19 protein-coding genes and 1 pseudogene are annotated in these 14,823 nt (G+C 68.2%); 9 read left to right on the forward strand and 11 right to left on the reverse strand.

The window, feature by feature from the left end; translation table 11 throughout:
• Positions 1-7: 7 nt before the first annotated feature.
• Positions 8-421: a VOC family protein gene (locus ABZ863_RS22355; RefSeq protein ID WP_358538746.1), complete on the reverse strand. Its 414-nt coding sequence runs from the start codon at positions 419-421 to the stop codon at positions 8-10.
• 60 nt (positions 422-481) lie between these two features.
• On the reverse strand, positions 482-2,167 hold the full coding sequence (locus ABZ863_RS22360) for an AMP-binding protein (RefSeq protein ID WP_358538749.1): 1,686 nt from the start codon (positions 2,165-2,167) through the stop codon (positions 482-484).
• A gap of 153 nt (positions 2,168-2,320) precedes the next feature.
• Here ABZ863_RS22360 and ABZ863_RS22365 point away from each other — a divergent pair.
• Positions 2,321-2,560 (forward strand): annotated as a pseudogene (locus tag ABZ863_RS22365) (epoxide hydrolase N-terminal domain-containing protein); the annotation flags it as partial.
• A gap of 124 nt (positions 2,561-2,684) precedes the next feature.
• On the opposite strand, the gene ABZ863_RS22370 reads toward ABZ863_RS22365, so the two are convergent.
• Positions 2,685-3,383 carry a hypothetical protein gene (locus tag ABZ863_RS22370; protein WP_358538751.1) on the reverse strand — a complete coding sequence of 233 codons (699 nt, stop codon included), beginning with the start codon at positions 3,381-3,383 and terminating at the stop codon, positions 2,685-2,687.
• A gap of 225 nt (positions 3,384-3,608) precedes the next feature.
• Between ABZ863_RS22370 and ABZ863_RS22375 the strand changes: the two genes are divergently transcribed.
• Both ABZ863_RS22375 and ABZ863_RS22380 read left to right on the forward strand, forming a co-directional pair.
• Positions 3,609-3,869, forward strand: coding sequence for a type II toxin-antitoxin system RelE/ParE family toxin (locus tag ABZ863_RS22375; RefSeq protein ID WP_358538753.1), 261 nt, complete (start codon positions 3,609-3,611; stop codon positions 3,867-3,869).
• 22 nt (positions 3,870-3,891) lie between these two features.
• Positions 3,892-4,644, forward strand: a complete 753-nt coding sequence (locus ABZ863_RS22380; RefSeq protein WP_358538756.1) for a PhzF family phenazine biosynthesis protein — start codon at positions 3,892-3,894, stop codon at positions 4,642-4,644.
• Between the two features lie 11 nt (positions 4,645-4,655).
• Here the strand turns inward: ABZ863_RS22380 and ABZ863_RS22385 are convergent, their stop codons facing one another.
• Complete coding sequence (locus tag ABZ863_RS22385; protein ID WP_358538758.1) at positions 4,656-5,228, reverse strand: DUF308 domain-containing protein; 573 nt, start codon at positions 5,226-5,228, stop codon at positions 4,656-4,658.
• 143 nt (positions 5,229-5,371) lie between these two features.
• Here ABZ863_RS22385 and ABZ863_RS22390 point away from each other — a divergent pair, with 143 nt between their 5' ends.
• Positions 5,372-5,749, forward strand: a complete 378-nt coding sequence (locus tag ABZ863_RS22390) for a YccF domain-containing protein (RefSeq protein ID WP_358538767.1) — start codon at positions 5,372-5,374, stop codon at positions 5,747-5,749.
• Positions 5,750-5,768: 19 nt separating this feature from the next.
• Here the strand turns inward: ABZ863_RS22390 and ABZ863_RS22395 are convergent, their stop codons facing one another.
• The gene (locus tag ABZ863_RS22395) at positions 5,769-6,152 is read right to left on the reverse strand and encodes a helix-turn-helix domain-containing protein (protein WP_358538770.1); all 384 of its coding nucleotides are present in this window, start codon (positions 6,150-6,152) and stop codon (positions 5,769-5,771) included.
• Positions 6,153-6,258: 106 nt separating this feature from the next.
• Between ABZ863_RS22395 and ABZ863_RS22400 the strand changes: the two genes are divergently transcribed.
• On the forward strand, positions 6,259-7,098 hold the full coding sequence (locus tag ABZ863_RS22400) for an SDR family oxidoreductase (RefSeq protein ID WP_358538772.1): 840 nt from the start codon (positions 6,259-6,261) through the stop codon (positions 7,096-7,098).
• Between the two features lie 23 nt (positions 7,099-7,121).
• On the forward strand, positions 7,122-8,000 hold the full coding sequence (locus ABZ863_RS22405; RefSeq protein WP_358538775.1) for a hypothetical protein: 879 nt from the start codon (positions 7,122-7,124) through the stop codon (positions 7,998-8,000).
• 15 nt (positions 8,001-8,015) lie between these two features.
• Here the strand turns inward: ABZ863_RS22405 and ABZ863_RS22410 are convergent, their stop codons facing one another.
• From ABZ863_RS22410 to ABZ863_RS22435, 6 genes are read right to left on the reverse strand one after another with little or no spacing between them, the layout of a single operon-like run.
• On the reverse strand, positions 8,016-8,819 hold the full coding sequence (locus ABZ863_RS22410; RefSeq protein ID WP_358538777.1) for a metallophosphoesterase: 804 nt from the start codon (positions 8,817-8,819) through the stop codon (positions 8,016-8,018).
• Between the two features lie 37 nt (positions 8,820-8,856).
• On the reverse strand, positions 8,857-9,651 hold the full coding sequence (locus ABZ863_RS22415) for an HAD-IIA family hydrolase (protein WP_358538780.1): 795 nt from the start codon (positions 9,649-9,651) through the stop codon (positions 8,857-8,859).
• 20 nt (positions 9,652-9,671) lie between these two features.
• Complete coding sequence (locus ABZ863_RS22420; RefSeq protein WP_358538782.1) at positions 9,672-10,754, reverse strand: ABC transporter ATP-binding protein; 1,083 nt, start codon at positions 10,752-10,754, stop codon at positions 9,672-9,674.
• Positions 10,751-11,527: an ABC transporter permease gene (locus ABZ863_RS22425; protein WP_358538808.1), complete on the reverse strand. Its 777-nt coding sequence runs from the start codon at positions 11,525-11,527 to the stop codon at positions 10,751-10,753. Before ABZ863_RS22425 ends, ABZ863_RS22420 begins: the two co-directional genes overlap by 4 nt.
• Positions 11,528-11,573: 46 nt before the next feature.
• Positions 11,574-12,326 carry a molybdate ABC transporter substrate-binding protein gene (gene modA, locus ABZ863_RS22430; protein ID WP_358538785.1) on the reverse strand — a complete coding sequence of 251 codons (753 nt, stop codon included), beginning with the start codon at positions 12,324-12,326 and terminating at the stop codon, positions 11,574-11,576.
• On the reverse strand, positions 12,323-12,727 hold the full coding sequence (locus tag ABZ863_RS22435; RefSeq protein WP_358538787.1) for a TOBE domain-containing protein: 405 nt from the start codon (positions 12,725-12,727) through the stop codon (positions 12,323-12,325). Before ABZ863_RS22435 ends, modA begins: the two co-directional genes overlap by 4 nt.
• 104 nt (positions 12,728-12,831) lie before the next feature.
• Here ABZ863_RS22435 and moaA point away from each other — a divergent pair, with 104 nt between their 5' ends.
• The 3 genes from moaA to ABZ863_RS22450 all read left to right on the forward strand — a co-directional run bounded on the left by moaA (position 12,832) and on the right by ABZ863_RS22450 (position 14,734).
• Complete coding sequence (gene moaA, locus ABZ863_RS22440) at positions 12,832-13,896, forward strand: GTP 3',8-cyclase MoaA (protein ID WP_358538789.1); 1,065 nt, start codon at positions 12,832-12,834, stop codon at positions 13,894-13,896.
• A 3-nt stretch (positions 13,897-13,899) separates the two neighbouring features.
• The gene (locus ABZ863_RS22445) at positions 13,900-14,205 is read left to right on the forward strand and encodes a MoaD/ThiS family protein (protein WP_358538792.1); all 306 of its coding nucleotides are present in this window, start codon (positions 13,900-13,902) and stop codon (positions 14,203-14,205) included.
• A 97-nt stretch (positions 14,206-14,302) separates the two neighbouring features.
• Entirely contained in the window at positions 14,303-14,734 is a 432-nt protein-coding gene (locus tag ABZ863_RS22450) for a hypothetical protein (RefSeq protein WP_358538794.1), read from the forward strand.
• Positions 14,735-14,823 lie beyond the last annotated feature (89 nt).

The raw sequence follows: 14,823 nt of genomic DNA on the forward strand, positions 1-14,823 counted from the left end.
GCCTCGCTCAGCCCTGCGACTGGGAGATGTTCACCAGCCACCGCACGCCGAACCGGTCGACGCACTCGCCGAACATGTCACCCCACATCTGCTTCTCCAACGGCGTGTGCACGGTCCCGCCGTCGGACAGCTTCCCCCAGTAGCCGCGCAGCTCGTCGGCGTCGTCACCGCTGAGGCTCACCGACATCGTGTTGCCCGGCTGGTACTCGATGTCCGGCGGCAAGTCGGAGCCCATGAGCGTGAACCCACGCTCGGTTTCGAGCTGGCCGTGCATGACCTTGTCGGCCAGCGCCGCGTCCGGCGCACCGAAGTCACCGAACGTGTTCACGACCAGCGAGCCACCGAACACCTGCTGGTAGAACTCCATTGCCTCCCGGGCGTTGCCGGAGAAGTTCAGGTACGGATTGAGCCGAGATGCCATCGGAACCTCCTAGGTTGTCACCAGTGTTGACCCGCGGCGCTGCGAAAACTCATCGGCCACTCAGGCATGCTTCTGCGCGGCTGCCTTTTCCAGCCCCAGCAGTGTGACGGCCCGCTCGCGCATCTCCACCTTGCGGATCTTGCCGGTGACCGTCATCGGGAACTCCTCGACGATATGCACGTAGCGCGGAATCTTGTAGTGCGCCAGCTTGCCGGTGCAGAACTCGCGTAGCGACTCGGCGGTCAGCGGCGCGGTGCCGTTGCGCATCCGGACCCACGCCATCAGCTCCTCGCCGTAGCGCTCGTCCGGCACACCGATCACCTGCGCGTCCAGGATGTCGGGGTGGGTGTAGAGGAACTCCTCGATCTCGCGCGGGTAGATGTTCTCGCCGCCGCGGATGACCATGTCCTTGATGCGGCCGGTGATGTTGACATAGCCCTCGCCGTCCATCACCGCGAGGTCGCCCGTGTGCATCCAGCGCGCCGCGTCGATCGCCTCGGCTGTTTTGTCCGGCTGCTCCCAGTAACCGAGCATCACCGAGTACCCGCGCGAGCACAGCTCCCCTGGCGTCCCGCGCGGCACGGTGAGTCCCGTCTCCGGGTCGACGATCTTGACCTCCAGGTGCGGCCCGACCCTGCCGACCGTGGACACCCGGCGTTCGATCGAGTCGTCGCCACGGGTCTGGGTGGACACCGGAGAGGTCTCGGTCATGCCGTAGCAGATGGCCACCTCCGCCATGCCCATCCGCTCGATGACCTGTTTCATCACCTCGACCGGGCACGGCGAGCCCGCCATGATGCCGGTACGCAGGCTGGAAAGGTCGAATGAGTCGAACGAAGGGTCGGCCAGCTCGGCGATGAACATCGTCGGCACACCGTAGAGCGAGGTGCAGCGCTCGGCCTGCACCGCCGCCAGCGTCGCCACCGGGTCGAACGCGGGAGCCGGAATGACCATGCAGGCACCGTGGCTGGTCGCCGCGAGGTTGCCCATGACGCAACCGAAGCAGTGGTAGAAGGGGACCGGAATGCAGATGCGGTCGGCCTCGGTGTAGCCGCACAGCTCGCCGACGAAGAACCCGTTGTTGAGGATGTTGTGGTGGCTCAGCGTCGCGCCCTTCGGGAAGCCCGTGGTGCCCGAGGTGTACTGGATGTTGACCGGCTCGTCAGCACTCAGTTCCACCTGCGCGGCGGCGAGCCGCGCCGCATCGGCCTGCCTGCCCGCCGCGAGCAGCGCGTTCCAGTAGTCGCCGCCGAGCAGCACCACCTCGGTCAGCGCCGGGCAGCGTGGCCGGACCTCGGCGATCATGCCCGCGTAGTCGGCTGTGCTTGTGCGGGACACCCGCGCCCGGGTCCTGAACTTCTCCGCCGCCAGCAGCATCGTGATCCCCGCCTGGTTGAGGACGAACTCCAGCTCATGGGAGCGGTAGGCCGGGTTGATGTTCACCAGGATCGCGCCGATCTTCGCCGTCGCGTACTGGGTGAGGGTCCACTCGGCACAGTTCGGCGCCCAGATCCCGACCCGGTCACCCTTGCCGATTCCCGCGTCCAGCAGACCGAGTGCGAGCGCGTCGACGTCCGCGGCCAGCTCACGATAGGTCCACCGCCGGCCGGAGGCCTGGTCGACGAGAGCGTCCCGGTCACCGAAGGCCGCGACGGTCCGGTCGAGGTTGTCGCCGATGGTGTCGCCGAGCAGCGGCACATCCGAAACACCGGACGAGTAGCTGGGAACAGCCGGCGCATGGCTCATGGTGGCCCCTCCTTGGCGTCAGCGTTGACGGCTCAGCCGAGTGTACGAACGTGCGGCGGATGTGACCATCCACACATTGAGGTGCTCATGTCCGGTCGCCGGCACCTGGCTTCGACGTCTCTGCCACAGCTGCGCCAGACGGAAGGACTCACGATGAACGACGAGGAGATCAGGCCGTACCGGATCCGGGTTCCGGATGACGAACTCGCCCACCTGCAGGACCGCCTCATGCGGATCCGCTGGGCTCCGGCCGAATACTGGCGGGACCGCTACGACTGGCGGGCGTGGGAAGCACGGCTCAACGCACACAGCCAGTACACCACCACCATCGACGGTACGAACGTGCACTTTCTGCATGTCCGTTCGCCGGAGCCGGATGCCATCGCACTCGTGTTCCGCCGTCGCGATGGCCATGTCTATCTTGAGCCGTGCAACCCGGCTTATGCCGTGATCGATGGGGACGAGGCCGTGGTACTCGGCGTCGTCATCTCCGTGCTGCGGAGTGTGTGATCGCTACTCAGACCGAACCGAACCGGCCGTTGGTTATCCGTGACGCCACTCGGAGCGCGATCCAGTCGTAGGCCTCGTAGTCCAGCGCGCAAGGCTCCTGAACAAGGACCAAAGCCATGACGTCACGGTCCCAGATCGCGCGCACCGCGGTGGCTTCGCTTACGGTGCGGGTCGGTTCGCCCAGCGTTTCGCGAATCAGCTCATGAATGCGCTCGAATTCGGCGGCGAATTCCACACGCCGCGCCGACGGATTGGCAGCACAAACCGCCCATTCATCCGCCGCTTTGAGAAGTTCATTCCTGTCGGTTGACTGATCGGCGTCGCCCGTATCCTCGGCACCACGTGGCGGCCAGAATCCGGCACAGAACAACTCCACGCCAGAGGCAGGATCGATGTCCGCGGCCGACTCACCCGCCAATGGTGGCCACTCATGGAAGTACATGTTCCAGCCACTAGCGATCGCGGACATACCTTCACCGTCACCGTAGGAGTGCTGCACGGCAAAGAGATCCGCGTGGTCCAGCCATGGCAGTTCCACCCGGCCGGCCGGACTGTCTCCGGCACCGTCCGCCGCGGGCCGGACCACCCCGGTCCAGCCGAATCGCAGCGCCGCCGCGGTGACGGCCTCCTCGGTCCACGGCCCGCTCGCGAGCTCAGCCATATTCCGCACCCACGTCGCGTCCACCGGAACCCGGACCATCGCCACGCCGCATCACTCCCCTGTCCAGCCGAAATACGATTCCGGTTCATTATATTCAGGGTTGATCAATCGATTCCCATGACCAGAATTGGGCTGTCAGAATAGCTGAAGCAGAGGCTTTCGCGGCTGGACCTGTCCCGCCGGCGGGGACCCCGTCAACAGGCCATGCCACCCCCGCTACCCCGCGCGGGCGCACTCGCGGCAAGACCGTGCTGACCCGGCCACAAGTGCATGGGATCCCAGGGCCAGCGCCTAGCTCGATCGCAGCCCAAGCACGCTGAGGCGATCGAAAACGCCATCGACGACCTTTCCGACAGCCCTCGCCCGCCCGGGTGTAAACCGCTCCGCGGCTTTGCTGGTGTGCGGCGAATCCGCGTCGGTGACTACCGCGTCTGCTACACCGTCGATAACGGCAAGCTCTGCGTCCTCGTCGTGACCATCAGTACCCGCGACGACATGTACCAGGTCGTAAAGCGGTACCTGGGCCGGTGACGGCTGACTACGATCAGCCGACATGCGGCTCTATCTCGTTGACTCCTTCACCGATACCGCCTTCCGCGGTAACCCCGCCGGTGTGGTCCTGCTGGACTCCCCTGCCGACGAGGGCTGGATGCAGGCCGTCGCGGCCGAGCTGAAGCATTCCGAGACGGCGTTCGTCGTGACAAGCGAGGAGCCCAAGCCACTGCGCTGGTTCACGCCGGTCGTCGAGGTGGACCTGTGCGGGCACGCCACACTGGCCGCGGCGCATGTGCTCGGCGGCGACCAGGTGTTCACAACCCGCTCCGGCGAGCTGCGTTGCCAGGCCGACGGCGGACGCGTCTCGATGGAGTTCCCGGCGGACATTGCCGTGCCCGCTGAGCTGCCGAGCGCTGCCCTGCCGGTCGCCACCGAGTACGTCGCGCAAGGCGTTTCGGACGTCCTCGCCGTGCTCGCCGACGCAGGTCAGGTCCGCTCCCTCGAACCCGACCTCGACGCGATCGCGGGCTGGGACGGGCGCTGCCTCATCGTCACCGCACCCAGTGACCGGCCCGGCATCGACTTCGTCAGCAGGGTCTTCGGCCCCGCGGTCGGCATTCCGGAGGATCCGGTCACCGGCTCGGCGCACTGCACCCTCGCGCCATACTGGGCAGAACGCCTCGGCCGCACGGAGCTGGTCGGCGAGCAGGCCTCCGCACGCGGCGGCATCGTCCACATGCGGCTGCGGGACGACCGGGTTGTGTTGTCCGGGACGGCGGTCACCGTCCTCGCGGGTGAGCTACTCGTCTGAGGCGCGACCGATCACGCCGCTCGGCGGAGCTGGAAACCGCGCACCAGCAACAGAATCCCGTACACAATCAGCTCCAGCCCCACAAACCAGATCAGCACCGTCAGGCTCACCGCCGGAAAGGCGAGCACGACGATGCCGGCGATCAGGCTGAACGCGCCCGCACCGACCGCCCAGCCTCGACCGAACATTCCCGGGCTGCCGATCGCGTGCACGAGTTCCAGCACTCCCCCGACAATCCAGAACAGTCCAGCCAGCAGCACCAGCACGGCAACCGCGTGGAACGGAGCGCGCAGGCACAGCAGGCCCACCAGGATTCCCAGCGCGCCGAGCAATGCCATCACGGCGCGCAGGCCGCCACTCACCTCGTCGGCAGCCATCGCCCACACGATGCGATAGGCACCGGCGATGAGCAGGAACAGCCCGAACAACACGGCGACGGCCGCGGCGGTCGCCCCCGGCCAGGCGATGATGAGTGCGCCGATGATGATCGTCACCGCACCAATGCCAATCAGCCCAGACGATGACCTGGCGAACCGGCCTGCCGTCTCGCCCATCGCCTCCCCGTGCGTAGCAGCCCTTGCCATCTCCAACCTCCCCGTCAGGCGCGCACCGACCATCAGCCGCGCCATTTGCGGATCCCCCAGAGAGTCACTCCGCCGCGGCCCCGCAAGTAGGGCCGGAATGCCCGACGTGGCGGGTTGTCGGGCCATAGCGGAACAATGGCGACATGAGGTTGCTGCTGAACGTGATCTGGCTGGTGCTCTGCGGGTTCTGGATGGCCGTTGGCTACGTCGTCGCGGGGATCATCTGCTGCATCCTGATCATCACGATCCCGTTCGGGCTCGCTTCGTTCCGGATCGCCAACTACGCACTGTGGCCGTTCGGCCGCACACTGGTCGACCGCCGCGACGCGGGTGTCGCCTCGGTGATCGGCAACATCATCTGGATCGTCTTCGCCGGCTGGTGGCTCGCGCTGGGGCATCTGATCACGGGTGCCCTGCTGTGCCTGACCATCATCGGCATACCGTTGGCGATCGGGAACTTCAAGATGATCCCGGTGTCGCTCGTGCCGCTCGGGCGCGAAATCGTGCCGATGCGCGGCTGATAGCGCGCAGTCAGCACCGTCAGCCTGCGGCCTTACGGGTGTCGTAGGCGGCCCGCGCGGCGAGCACGTCGGGCAGGTGGGCCTCGACGAACTCGATGAGGCCCAACAGCTTCTCCGCGGTCTGCCCGCCCAGCGGGGTCAGGCTGTACTCCACCCTTGGCGGGATGGCCGGTTCCGCCTCCCTGCGCACGAAACCGTCGCGTTCGAGGGTCTGCAGGGTCTGCGCGAGCATCTTCTCGCTCACGCCGTCGACCCGGCGGCGCAGTGCGTTGAAGCGGAACGTCCCCTCGTGCAGCGCTGCCAGCGCGAGGATGCCCCAGCGGCCGCTGACGTGCTCCATGACCGCGCGCGACGCGCAGTCGCGGGCGAACACATCGGGAACAAGCTGGTCCATCTCGTCCATATCGAACACTGTACCTTGTGACTGTACTAACTCAGAGTTGGCACTTTCGAATAGTTAGTACAGACTGACTGGTGAGCTTACAGCAACCAGCGAGGAGTGATCCGTCGTGATCGTCGTAACCGGAGCAAACGGGCACCTTGGCCGCCTGGTGATCGAGGAACTCGAGCAACGGGTTCCCACCGAGAAGATCGTGGCCGCCGTGCGCAGCCCGGAGAAGGCAAGCGACCTCGGCGTCGAGGTCCGGCACGCCGACTACGACCGGCCCGAAACGCTGGCGAGTGCGCTGGCAGGCGCCGAGAAGGTACTGCTGATCTCGGGCAGCGAGGTCGGCAAGCGCGTGCCCCAGCACACCGCCGTCGTGACCGCGGCCAAGCAGGCCGGCGTGCACCACCTCGTCTACACCAGCGCACCCAGGGCCGACAGCACCCCGCTGGTGCTCGCACCCGAGCACAAGGCCACCGAGCAGGTGATCCGCGATTCCGGCCTGACCTACACGATCCTGCGCAACAACTGGTACGTCGAGAACTACGCGCAGAGCATCGCCCAGGCAGCCGAGACCGGCGTGTACCTGGGCAGCGCCGGCGAGGGCAGAGTCGCGGCCGCCCCGCGAGCCGACTACGCGGCAGCTGCCGCCGCGGTGCTCACCGGCGCGGGCCACGAGAACCGGATCTACGAGCTGTCCGGAGACGTCGCCTTCACCTACGCCGACCTGGCAGCCGCGATCGCCGCGGCCACCGGCAGGCAGATCGTCTACCGCGACGTCACCGCTGAGGAGCACCGGGCCACCCTGGCTGCCGCCGGCCTCCCGCCTGAGGTCGTGGACCTCGTGACGACCCTGGACGCCAACACAGCCGACGGCCTGCTGGCGGAAACCTCGGGTGAGCTGCGAGCGCTCCTCGGCCGCCCGACGACACCGCTGGCAGAGTCGGTACTCGCGACCCTTTAGCTAGATCCACTACGCTCGCCCGGGTGAAGATCACCAAACTGTGGGGATTGCTGACAATCCTTTTCCTGACCGGTGGCCTGCTGGGGGCACCTGCGGCGACAGCACAGCCGAGCACGAATGTGCTGAGCGAGGCATACGTCGTGTACGACCGCGCCACAGAGCGCTACGTGGTCACCAAGGGCGCTGATGCGCAGTACCGTTCGGCATCGGTGGTCAAGCTGCTGATCGCGCTCGACCACCTGTACCAGAACGATCCGGCGCTGGTGCTGGAAGAGGCGACCACCGAGGCCGAACGCAACGACATCCTGGCGCTGCGCGCGATGCTGCGCAGCAGCTGGGACTACGCGGCCAGCTCGTTCTGGGTCCGCAACGGCTACACCGAGATCATCGACCGGATGGTCGCGCGGATCGGGCTACAGCACACCCTGCCTCCGGAGGACGAGGGCATCTGGGGCTACACCGTGGTCAGCCCGTCCGACGTCGTGCGGATCTACAACCACATCCTCGACGAGGCACCACAGCGCTACCGCGACTTCATCATGACGAACCTGCGGCTGGCGGAGAACTGCGGCGAGGACGGCTTCGACCAGTCCTTCGGCATCCTGAGCGTGTTCCGCGAACCGCGCAGCGCCAAGCAGGGCTGGTCCGGCTGGGGTAGCGCGCCTGCCGAAGGCGAGGAGTGCTCACCTGCCACGCTCGCGCGGTCGCTCGAGGCCGGTCCGGTCGATGCCACCAAGGAGGACCCTGTGGACTTCAGCAACCCGCTGCTGGCCACCACCGGCACGGTCGGCAAGCAGGACCGTGCCGTCGTCGTGGTGTTCATGACCTTCGTCAAGGGCACCACCCACGCCGAGGGCTCCGCGCAGATCACCAGGCGAACGCAGCGGCTGGCACTGCTCTGACCCACGCGCGGGCGGTCAGTCCGACGGCTCCCACGGCAGCTCGACAACGAGGCAGGGACCGCCGACGAAGAGGCCGCCGTCGATGCCGAGGGCCCGGCCGCCCGCGTACAGGTACGGTGCCTCGATCTGTGCGGGATGGATGCCGAGCTGGTCGGCGATGACGCTGTGCCCGTGCACGATTCGCTCGCCACCCAGCTGGTCGAGCAGCGTCTCGGCCGCTTCCTTGCCATGTGGCCCGCGGAACGCGTACCGGGTGGTCATGCGGCGCCAGACGTCCCACCACTGTTCGATGTCGTCACCGGCCAGCACCTCGCGCACCGTCGTGTTGATCTCGTCGGTGTCCTCGCCCCACTCCAGGTACTCCAGCGTGTCGGAGTGCATGAGCAGGTGGTCGGTGACGTTCGCGACCAGCGGCCGGGCGCTGAGCCACTCCACCAGCTCGGCGGTGAGGTCGTCCTGATCGGCGAGCTGGCCGCCGTTGATCTGCCAGCTGCGCGCGAAGCTGCGCGGTCCGAAGTCCGAGGGCACGTGCGTGTCCCCGAAGTGGTACATGCCCAGCAGCAGGATCTCGTGGTTGCCGAGCAGGGTCTCCACGGCGCCGCCGTACTCGGGCGCCTGCTGCTGCAACCCACGCACCAGCTCGATCGCCGCGATACCGTCCGGGCCGCGGTCGACGAAGTCGCCGAGAAACCACAGCTGCGCCTCGCCACCCGACCAGTCGCCGGAATCGTCGACCAGGCCCCGTTCCCGCAGGGCGTCGGCCAGCTCGTCGCAGTAGCCGTGGACATCGCCTACGACGAACGTTGGGTGGTCGGTCACGTTCCCGACCATAAGGCCTGGCCACACGGCATGCGGATCAGGCCGCCCCGAACGGGTCCTTCGTCCTGCCGACCAGGTCGGCGATCGAGTCCACGACGAGCGTCGGCCGGAACGGGTACCGTTCGGCGGTCTCCCTGGTCGAGATGCCGCTGAGCACGAGGATCGTCTGCAGCCCCGCCTCGATCCCGGAGTGGACGTCGGTGTCCATCCGGTCGCCGATCATCAGCGTCTGCTCGGTGTGCGTGCCGAGCGCTTTGAGGGCCGACCGCATCATCAGCGGGTTCGGCTTGCCGACGTAGTACGGGGAGCGGCCGGTCGCGCGTTCGATCAGCGCGGCGATCGATCCGGTGGCAGGCAGCAGGCCCTCGCGGCTGGGGCCGGTGGGATCGGGGTTGGTCGCGATGAACCGCGCACCCTGCTCGATGAGCCGGATGGCCCTCGTGATCGCCGTGAAGCTGTAGGTGCGGGTCTCGCCGAGCACGACGTAGTCGGGGTCGCTGTCGGTGAGGACGTAGCCCACCTCGTGCAGCGCCGTGGTGAGCCCGGCCTCGCCGATCACGTAGGCCGAGCCGTTCGGGCGCTGCGTCTGCAGGAACTTGGCTGTCGCCAGCGCCGACGTCCAGATCGCCTCCTCCGGCACGTCGAGGCCGGTGCGCAGCAGCCGGGCGCGCAGGTCGCGCGGCGTGTAGATGGAGTTGTTGGTCAGCACGAGGAAACTGGCGCCGTCGGCGCGGAGCTCGGCGAGGAACTCGTCGGCCCCCGGCACCAGGTGCTCCTCATGCACCAGGACACCGTCCATGTCGGTCAGATAGCTCCACCGCTGATCGCTCATGGCCCTAAGCCTATTGGCACCTATGCCGGGTGGATCGCCACCGCGGCGGCCTTCACCGACAGCCGGATCGGCGTGCCGGGCTCAAGGCCCAGCTCCGCGACCGAGGCGGGCGTGAGATCAGCTGCGACGCCTTCGGCCCAGCCTGCACCGTCCATCGTGCGCAGTCGCACGACGGGACCGTGCGGTTCGAGCGTGGCGACCACGGCGGCGACCGTGTTGCGCGGGCTGCCCGCCGTCGGCGTGCCCGCCGGGTACACCGCGACCGCGCCCGGCTGGAACACCGCCACCGCGGGTTCGCCCGCGAGCACGTCGGGCGCCGGAATACCGCTGATCAGCTGGCCCGCCGGTGTGCGAAGGCCCGTGTCCACCGCGGTTCCGGTGACCAGGTTGAGACCCGCGATGCGCGCGGTGAACGGCGTACGCGGCGCGGCCAGCACCTCCCTGGCGGGCCCGCGCTCGACGACACGCCCCTCGGCGAAAACCACGACCTGATCGGCGAGCGCGAGCGCGTCGAGCGGATCATGAGTCACCAGCACGGTGGCCCGGCGCTCGGCTCCGCGCAGCACCCGGCGCAGCAGGCCGCGAATGGCGGGCGCGGCGTCCACGTCGAGCGCCGCGAGCGGTTCGTCGAGTAGCAGCAGCTCCGGTTCGCCCGCGAGCGCCCGCGCGATCGCCACCCGCTGTGCCTGACCGCCGGACAGCTGCGCCGGTTTCCGCTCGGCCAGCTCGGCGGCATCCACTTCGGACAGCCAGCGGCCGGCGATTTCGCGCGATGCGGCACGGGATGCGCCCCGTGACCGCGGCGCGAACGCGACGTTGTCCACAACGGACAGATGAGGGAACAGCATGGCGTCCTGCGCCAGCAGCCCCACGCCACGCGCATGCGGCGGGACGTGCAGCCTGGGGCTGCGGGTGAGCGTCCTGCCGCCCAGTGTCACCATCCCGCTGCTTGGTTCGAGCAGGCCGGCCAGGCAGCTCAGCACGGTCGACTTGCCCGAACCGTTCGGGCCGAGCACCGCGAGTACCGTGCCGGCAGGCACATCGAGGACCGCGGATACCGTGAACGTTCCGCGGGTCAGCTCCAGCTCGGCGTGCAGTGTCACAACCGTTGCCCTTCCAATGCCCGTGGCCTGGCGACGGCGATGATGACGATGGCGACGACGATCAGCAGCAGCGCCAGCGCAACCGCACTGTCCACATCGGTTTCCGCCTGGTTGTACACCTCCAGCGGCAGCGTTCTGGTCACGCCTTCGAGGCTGCCCGCGAACGTGATCGTCGCACCGAACTCCCCCAGTGCCCTGGCGAAGCTGAGTACCGCTCCGGAGCCCAGCGCCGGCAACAGCAGGGGAATCGTCACCCGCCGGAACACCGTCCACGGTCGCGCGCCGAGGGTGGCGGCGATCTGCTCATAGCGGTCGCCCGCGTTGCGCAGTGCGCCTTCGAGGCTCACGACGAGGAACGGCATCGCCACGAACGTCTGCGCGATGACCACCGCCGTGGTCGTGAACGGGATACGAACGCCGGCGACCACGTCGAGCAGGTAACCGAGAAAACCGTTGCGGCCCAACAGGTACAGCAGCGCGAGACCGCCGACCACCGGCGGCAGCACGAGTGGCAGCAGCACCACCGCGCGCAGGAGACCCATCCCGCGCCCGCCTGCCCGCGCGAGCACCACGGCCAACGGCACGCCCAGCAGCACGCATGCCACCGTGGCCAGTGCGCCCGTGACCAGCGACAGCCGCAGCGCGTTCAGTGCCGCGGGCGAGGTCAGCAGTTCGGGGAGCCGCGCGAAGTCGGTGCGCGTGAGCAGCCCGACGACGGGTAGGACGACGAGCGCGAGTGCCGCGGTGGCCGGGATCCACAGCACGCGGGGCACGGCGCGGGACCGCCTGGCGGTCGCCGGCGCCGAGCTCCCCAGCAGGTCACGGCGCGCCAAAGCCCACCCGGCTCAGTTCCTGCCTGCCGGCCTGGCCGAGCACCAGATCGCGGAACGCGCGTGCCAGGTCGGGTTGCGGCGCGTGTGCCAGCACCGCGATCGGGTAGCGGTTGACCGCCTGGTCCGCCTCGGGGAACTCGACCCCGGCGACCTTGTCTCCTGCCGAGGTCACGTCGGTGACGTAGACCAGTCCGGCATCGGCCTCGCCTGCCTGCACCTTCGTCAGCACCGACTTGACGTCCTGCTCCTCGCTCGCGGGGCGAAGCGTGACGCCTGTCGCCTGCTCGACCCTCTCCGTCGCCGCGCCACACGGCACCTGCGGCGCGCACACGACGACCGTCAGTCCGTCGCGGGTCAGATCCTGAAAGCCGGTGATCTGCGCCGGGTTACCCGGCGCCACCGCGATCGTGAGCTTGTTCGTCGCGAAGTCCTGCGCCTGCCCGGCAACGCCACCGGCATCGGCGACCTTCTGCATGTTCTTCTCGTCGGCCGAGGCGAAAACGTCGGCAGGCGCGCCCTCCCCGATCTGCTGCGCGAGCTGGGAGGAGCCCGCGAGGTTGAGCCGCACGTCCACACCGGGGTGCTCGTCCTCGAACCGCCTCTCCAGCACGCCGAAGGACTCGGTCAGCGACGCGGCCGCGTACACGTTGAGCGTGCGCGAGCCGTCGCCGGCCGACGTTCCTCCGCACGCCGACGCCAGCAGCACAGCGGCAAGCACCGCCGGGAGCACCACCTTCACCGGACACCTCCTGGGGTTTCCACGATCACCTGCGTGGCCTTGACAACGGCAACGGCGAGCACGCCCGGCCGCAGACCGAGCTCCGTCACCGCCTCGGAACTCATCAACGACACGACCCGATGGGGACCGCACTGTATTTCCACCTTCGCCATCACCGTGTCGGCGACCACATCGGTAACCAGCCCGACGAACCTGTTGCGCGCGGAGCGGCCCACAGCGGTGGGGTCGGGGGACTCCTGGGCCTGCCTACGCGCGAACGCGGCGAGCTCCGTACCTTCGATGACCTTGCGGCCAGCGGAGTCCTCACCGGCGCTCAGCTGCCCGGCTCTGACCCAGCGACGCACTGTGTCGTCACTGACGCCCAGCAGTCCAGCTGCTTCCGAGAACCGAAAATGCGGCATGGAGCGAACATTATCTCCGCAGGTGCGGTTTCCGCCACGACGCTGGCGATTCGGTTTGGAAGCAACGTCACAGCTCGTCCGATTTCGGCACTAGGCTGGTGCCGATGACAGCAGTGGACCTCGGCATCCCGCGGGTGCCCGGCGCACACACGAGGCCCAGTGCCCCGCGCCCGGACACCCCTGCGCTGATCGACACGTTCGGACGAGTGGCGACCGACCTGCGGGTGTCGCTCACGGACAAATGCAACCTGCGTTGCAGCTACTGCATGCCTGCCGAGGGCCTCGACTGGATGCCGGGCGAGCAACTGCTGACCGACGACGAACTCGTGCGCCTCATGCACATCGCGGTGAGCATGCTCGGCGTCACCGACATCCGGCTCACCGGCGGCGAGCCGCTACTGCGGCCACGATTGGAGCACCTCGCCGCGCGGATCACGGCACTGAAGCCACGCCCGCGGCTGTCGATGACCACCAACGGCATCGGGTTCGCCAAGCGCGCCAAGGCATTCGCCGACGCAGGCCTCGACCGGATCAACATCTCACTGGACACGATCAACAGGGCAACGTTCGAGCGGATCGCCCGCCGCGACCGGCTGCCTCACGTGCTGAACGCGCTCGCCGCGGCCCGCGAAGCCGGACTGGACCCGGTGAAGATCAACGCGGTGCTGCTGCGCGGCATCAACGAACACGAAGCGCCCGCGCTGCTACGGTTCGCCCTCGCCGGCGGCTACCACCTGCGGTTCATCGAACAGATGCCGCTCGATGCCCAGCACGGCTGGAACCGCAGTGAGATGGTCACCGCCGAGGAGATCCAAGATCTTCTCGGTACCGAGTTCACGTTGACGCCGAGCCCTGCCAAACGCGGCGGCGCCCCAGCCGAGCGCTGGCTGGTGGACGGCGGACCGCAGGAGGTCGGCATCATCCCGTCGGTGACCAGGCCGTTCTGCGCGGCATGCGAACGTACCCGGCTCACGGCTGACGGGGCGATCCGCTCGTGCTTGTTCAGTACTGAGGAGACCGACCTGCGCGCGCTGTTGCGTGGCGGGGTCAGCGACGAGGACATCGCGGACACCTGGCGGGCGACCATGTGGGGCAAGCTCGCAGGCCACGAGATCAACGAAGCCGGGTTCGCCCAGCCGATCCGGCCCATGAGCGCGATCGGAGGGTGAGCAGTGGGATCGGTGTCGTCAAGACCGGTCGCCGGGCCGCAGGCCGAGCAGCATGCCACGACGGTATTGGTCCGGTACTTCGCGGCCGCACGCGCGGCAAGCGGTACGGAGGAAGAGGTACTGCAGCTGCCCCCGGGCGCCTGCGTCCGCGATGCGGTCGACGAGCTGCGGCGACAGCATCCCGCTGAGCTACCGCGCATCCTGGACGCGGCGAGCTACCTGCTGGACGGCATCGCCGTGCGCGATCTCGCCCGGCAGGTGCCGGACGGCGCCGAACTCGACATCCTGCCGCCGTTCGCGGGCGGCTGAACCCGAACACCCGAATGGGATGATCGTGACCCGTCCGTGATCGGATGGTGGCGCTCCGTTCACGACCTGGCCGCCAAGGCCCCCCAGGCTGGGCGGCATGTCGATCTCGCGCCGCGCAGTCACGTTGCTGGTCGCCCTGCTCGCCGTTCTCGGCCTGGCGAGCGCCCCGGCATCCGCACATGGCAAGCCGACGCCGCCTGTCCGGCCGCTGGCACAGGCCCACGCGCACAACGACTACGAGCATCCCCGGCCGCTGCTGGACGCGCTCGCGGCGGGTTTCACGAGCGTCGAGTCGGACATCTACCTGGTGGACGGGCAACTCCTGGTCGGCCACGACCCACAGGACCTGACCGCCGAGCGGACGCTGGAGGCGCTGTACCTGGAGCCGCTGCGGGCGCGCGTGCTCGCGACTCATGGCCGTGTCTACCAGCGGCCCGCCGACTTCCAGCTCCTCGTCGACATCAAGACCGAGGCGAACAGCACGTACGCGGCACTCGAGCAGCGCCTGCGCAACCCGAGGTACTCCTAATCAGTAGTAGGGATATGGATTTGTGGTGTTGGTGGCTGCGGGTTTGTGTTCCTGGGTCTGGTCTGCTGCTGGGTGACGCCTGGGTTTTC

The organism is Saccharomonospora sp. NPDC046836, assembly GCF_040645195.1.
GTDB lineage: Bacteria > Actinomycetota > Actinomycetes > Mycobacteriales > Pseudonocardiaceae > Prauserella_A.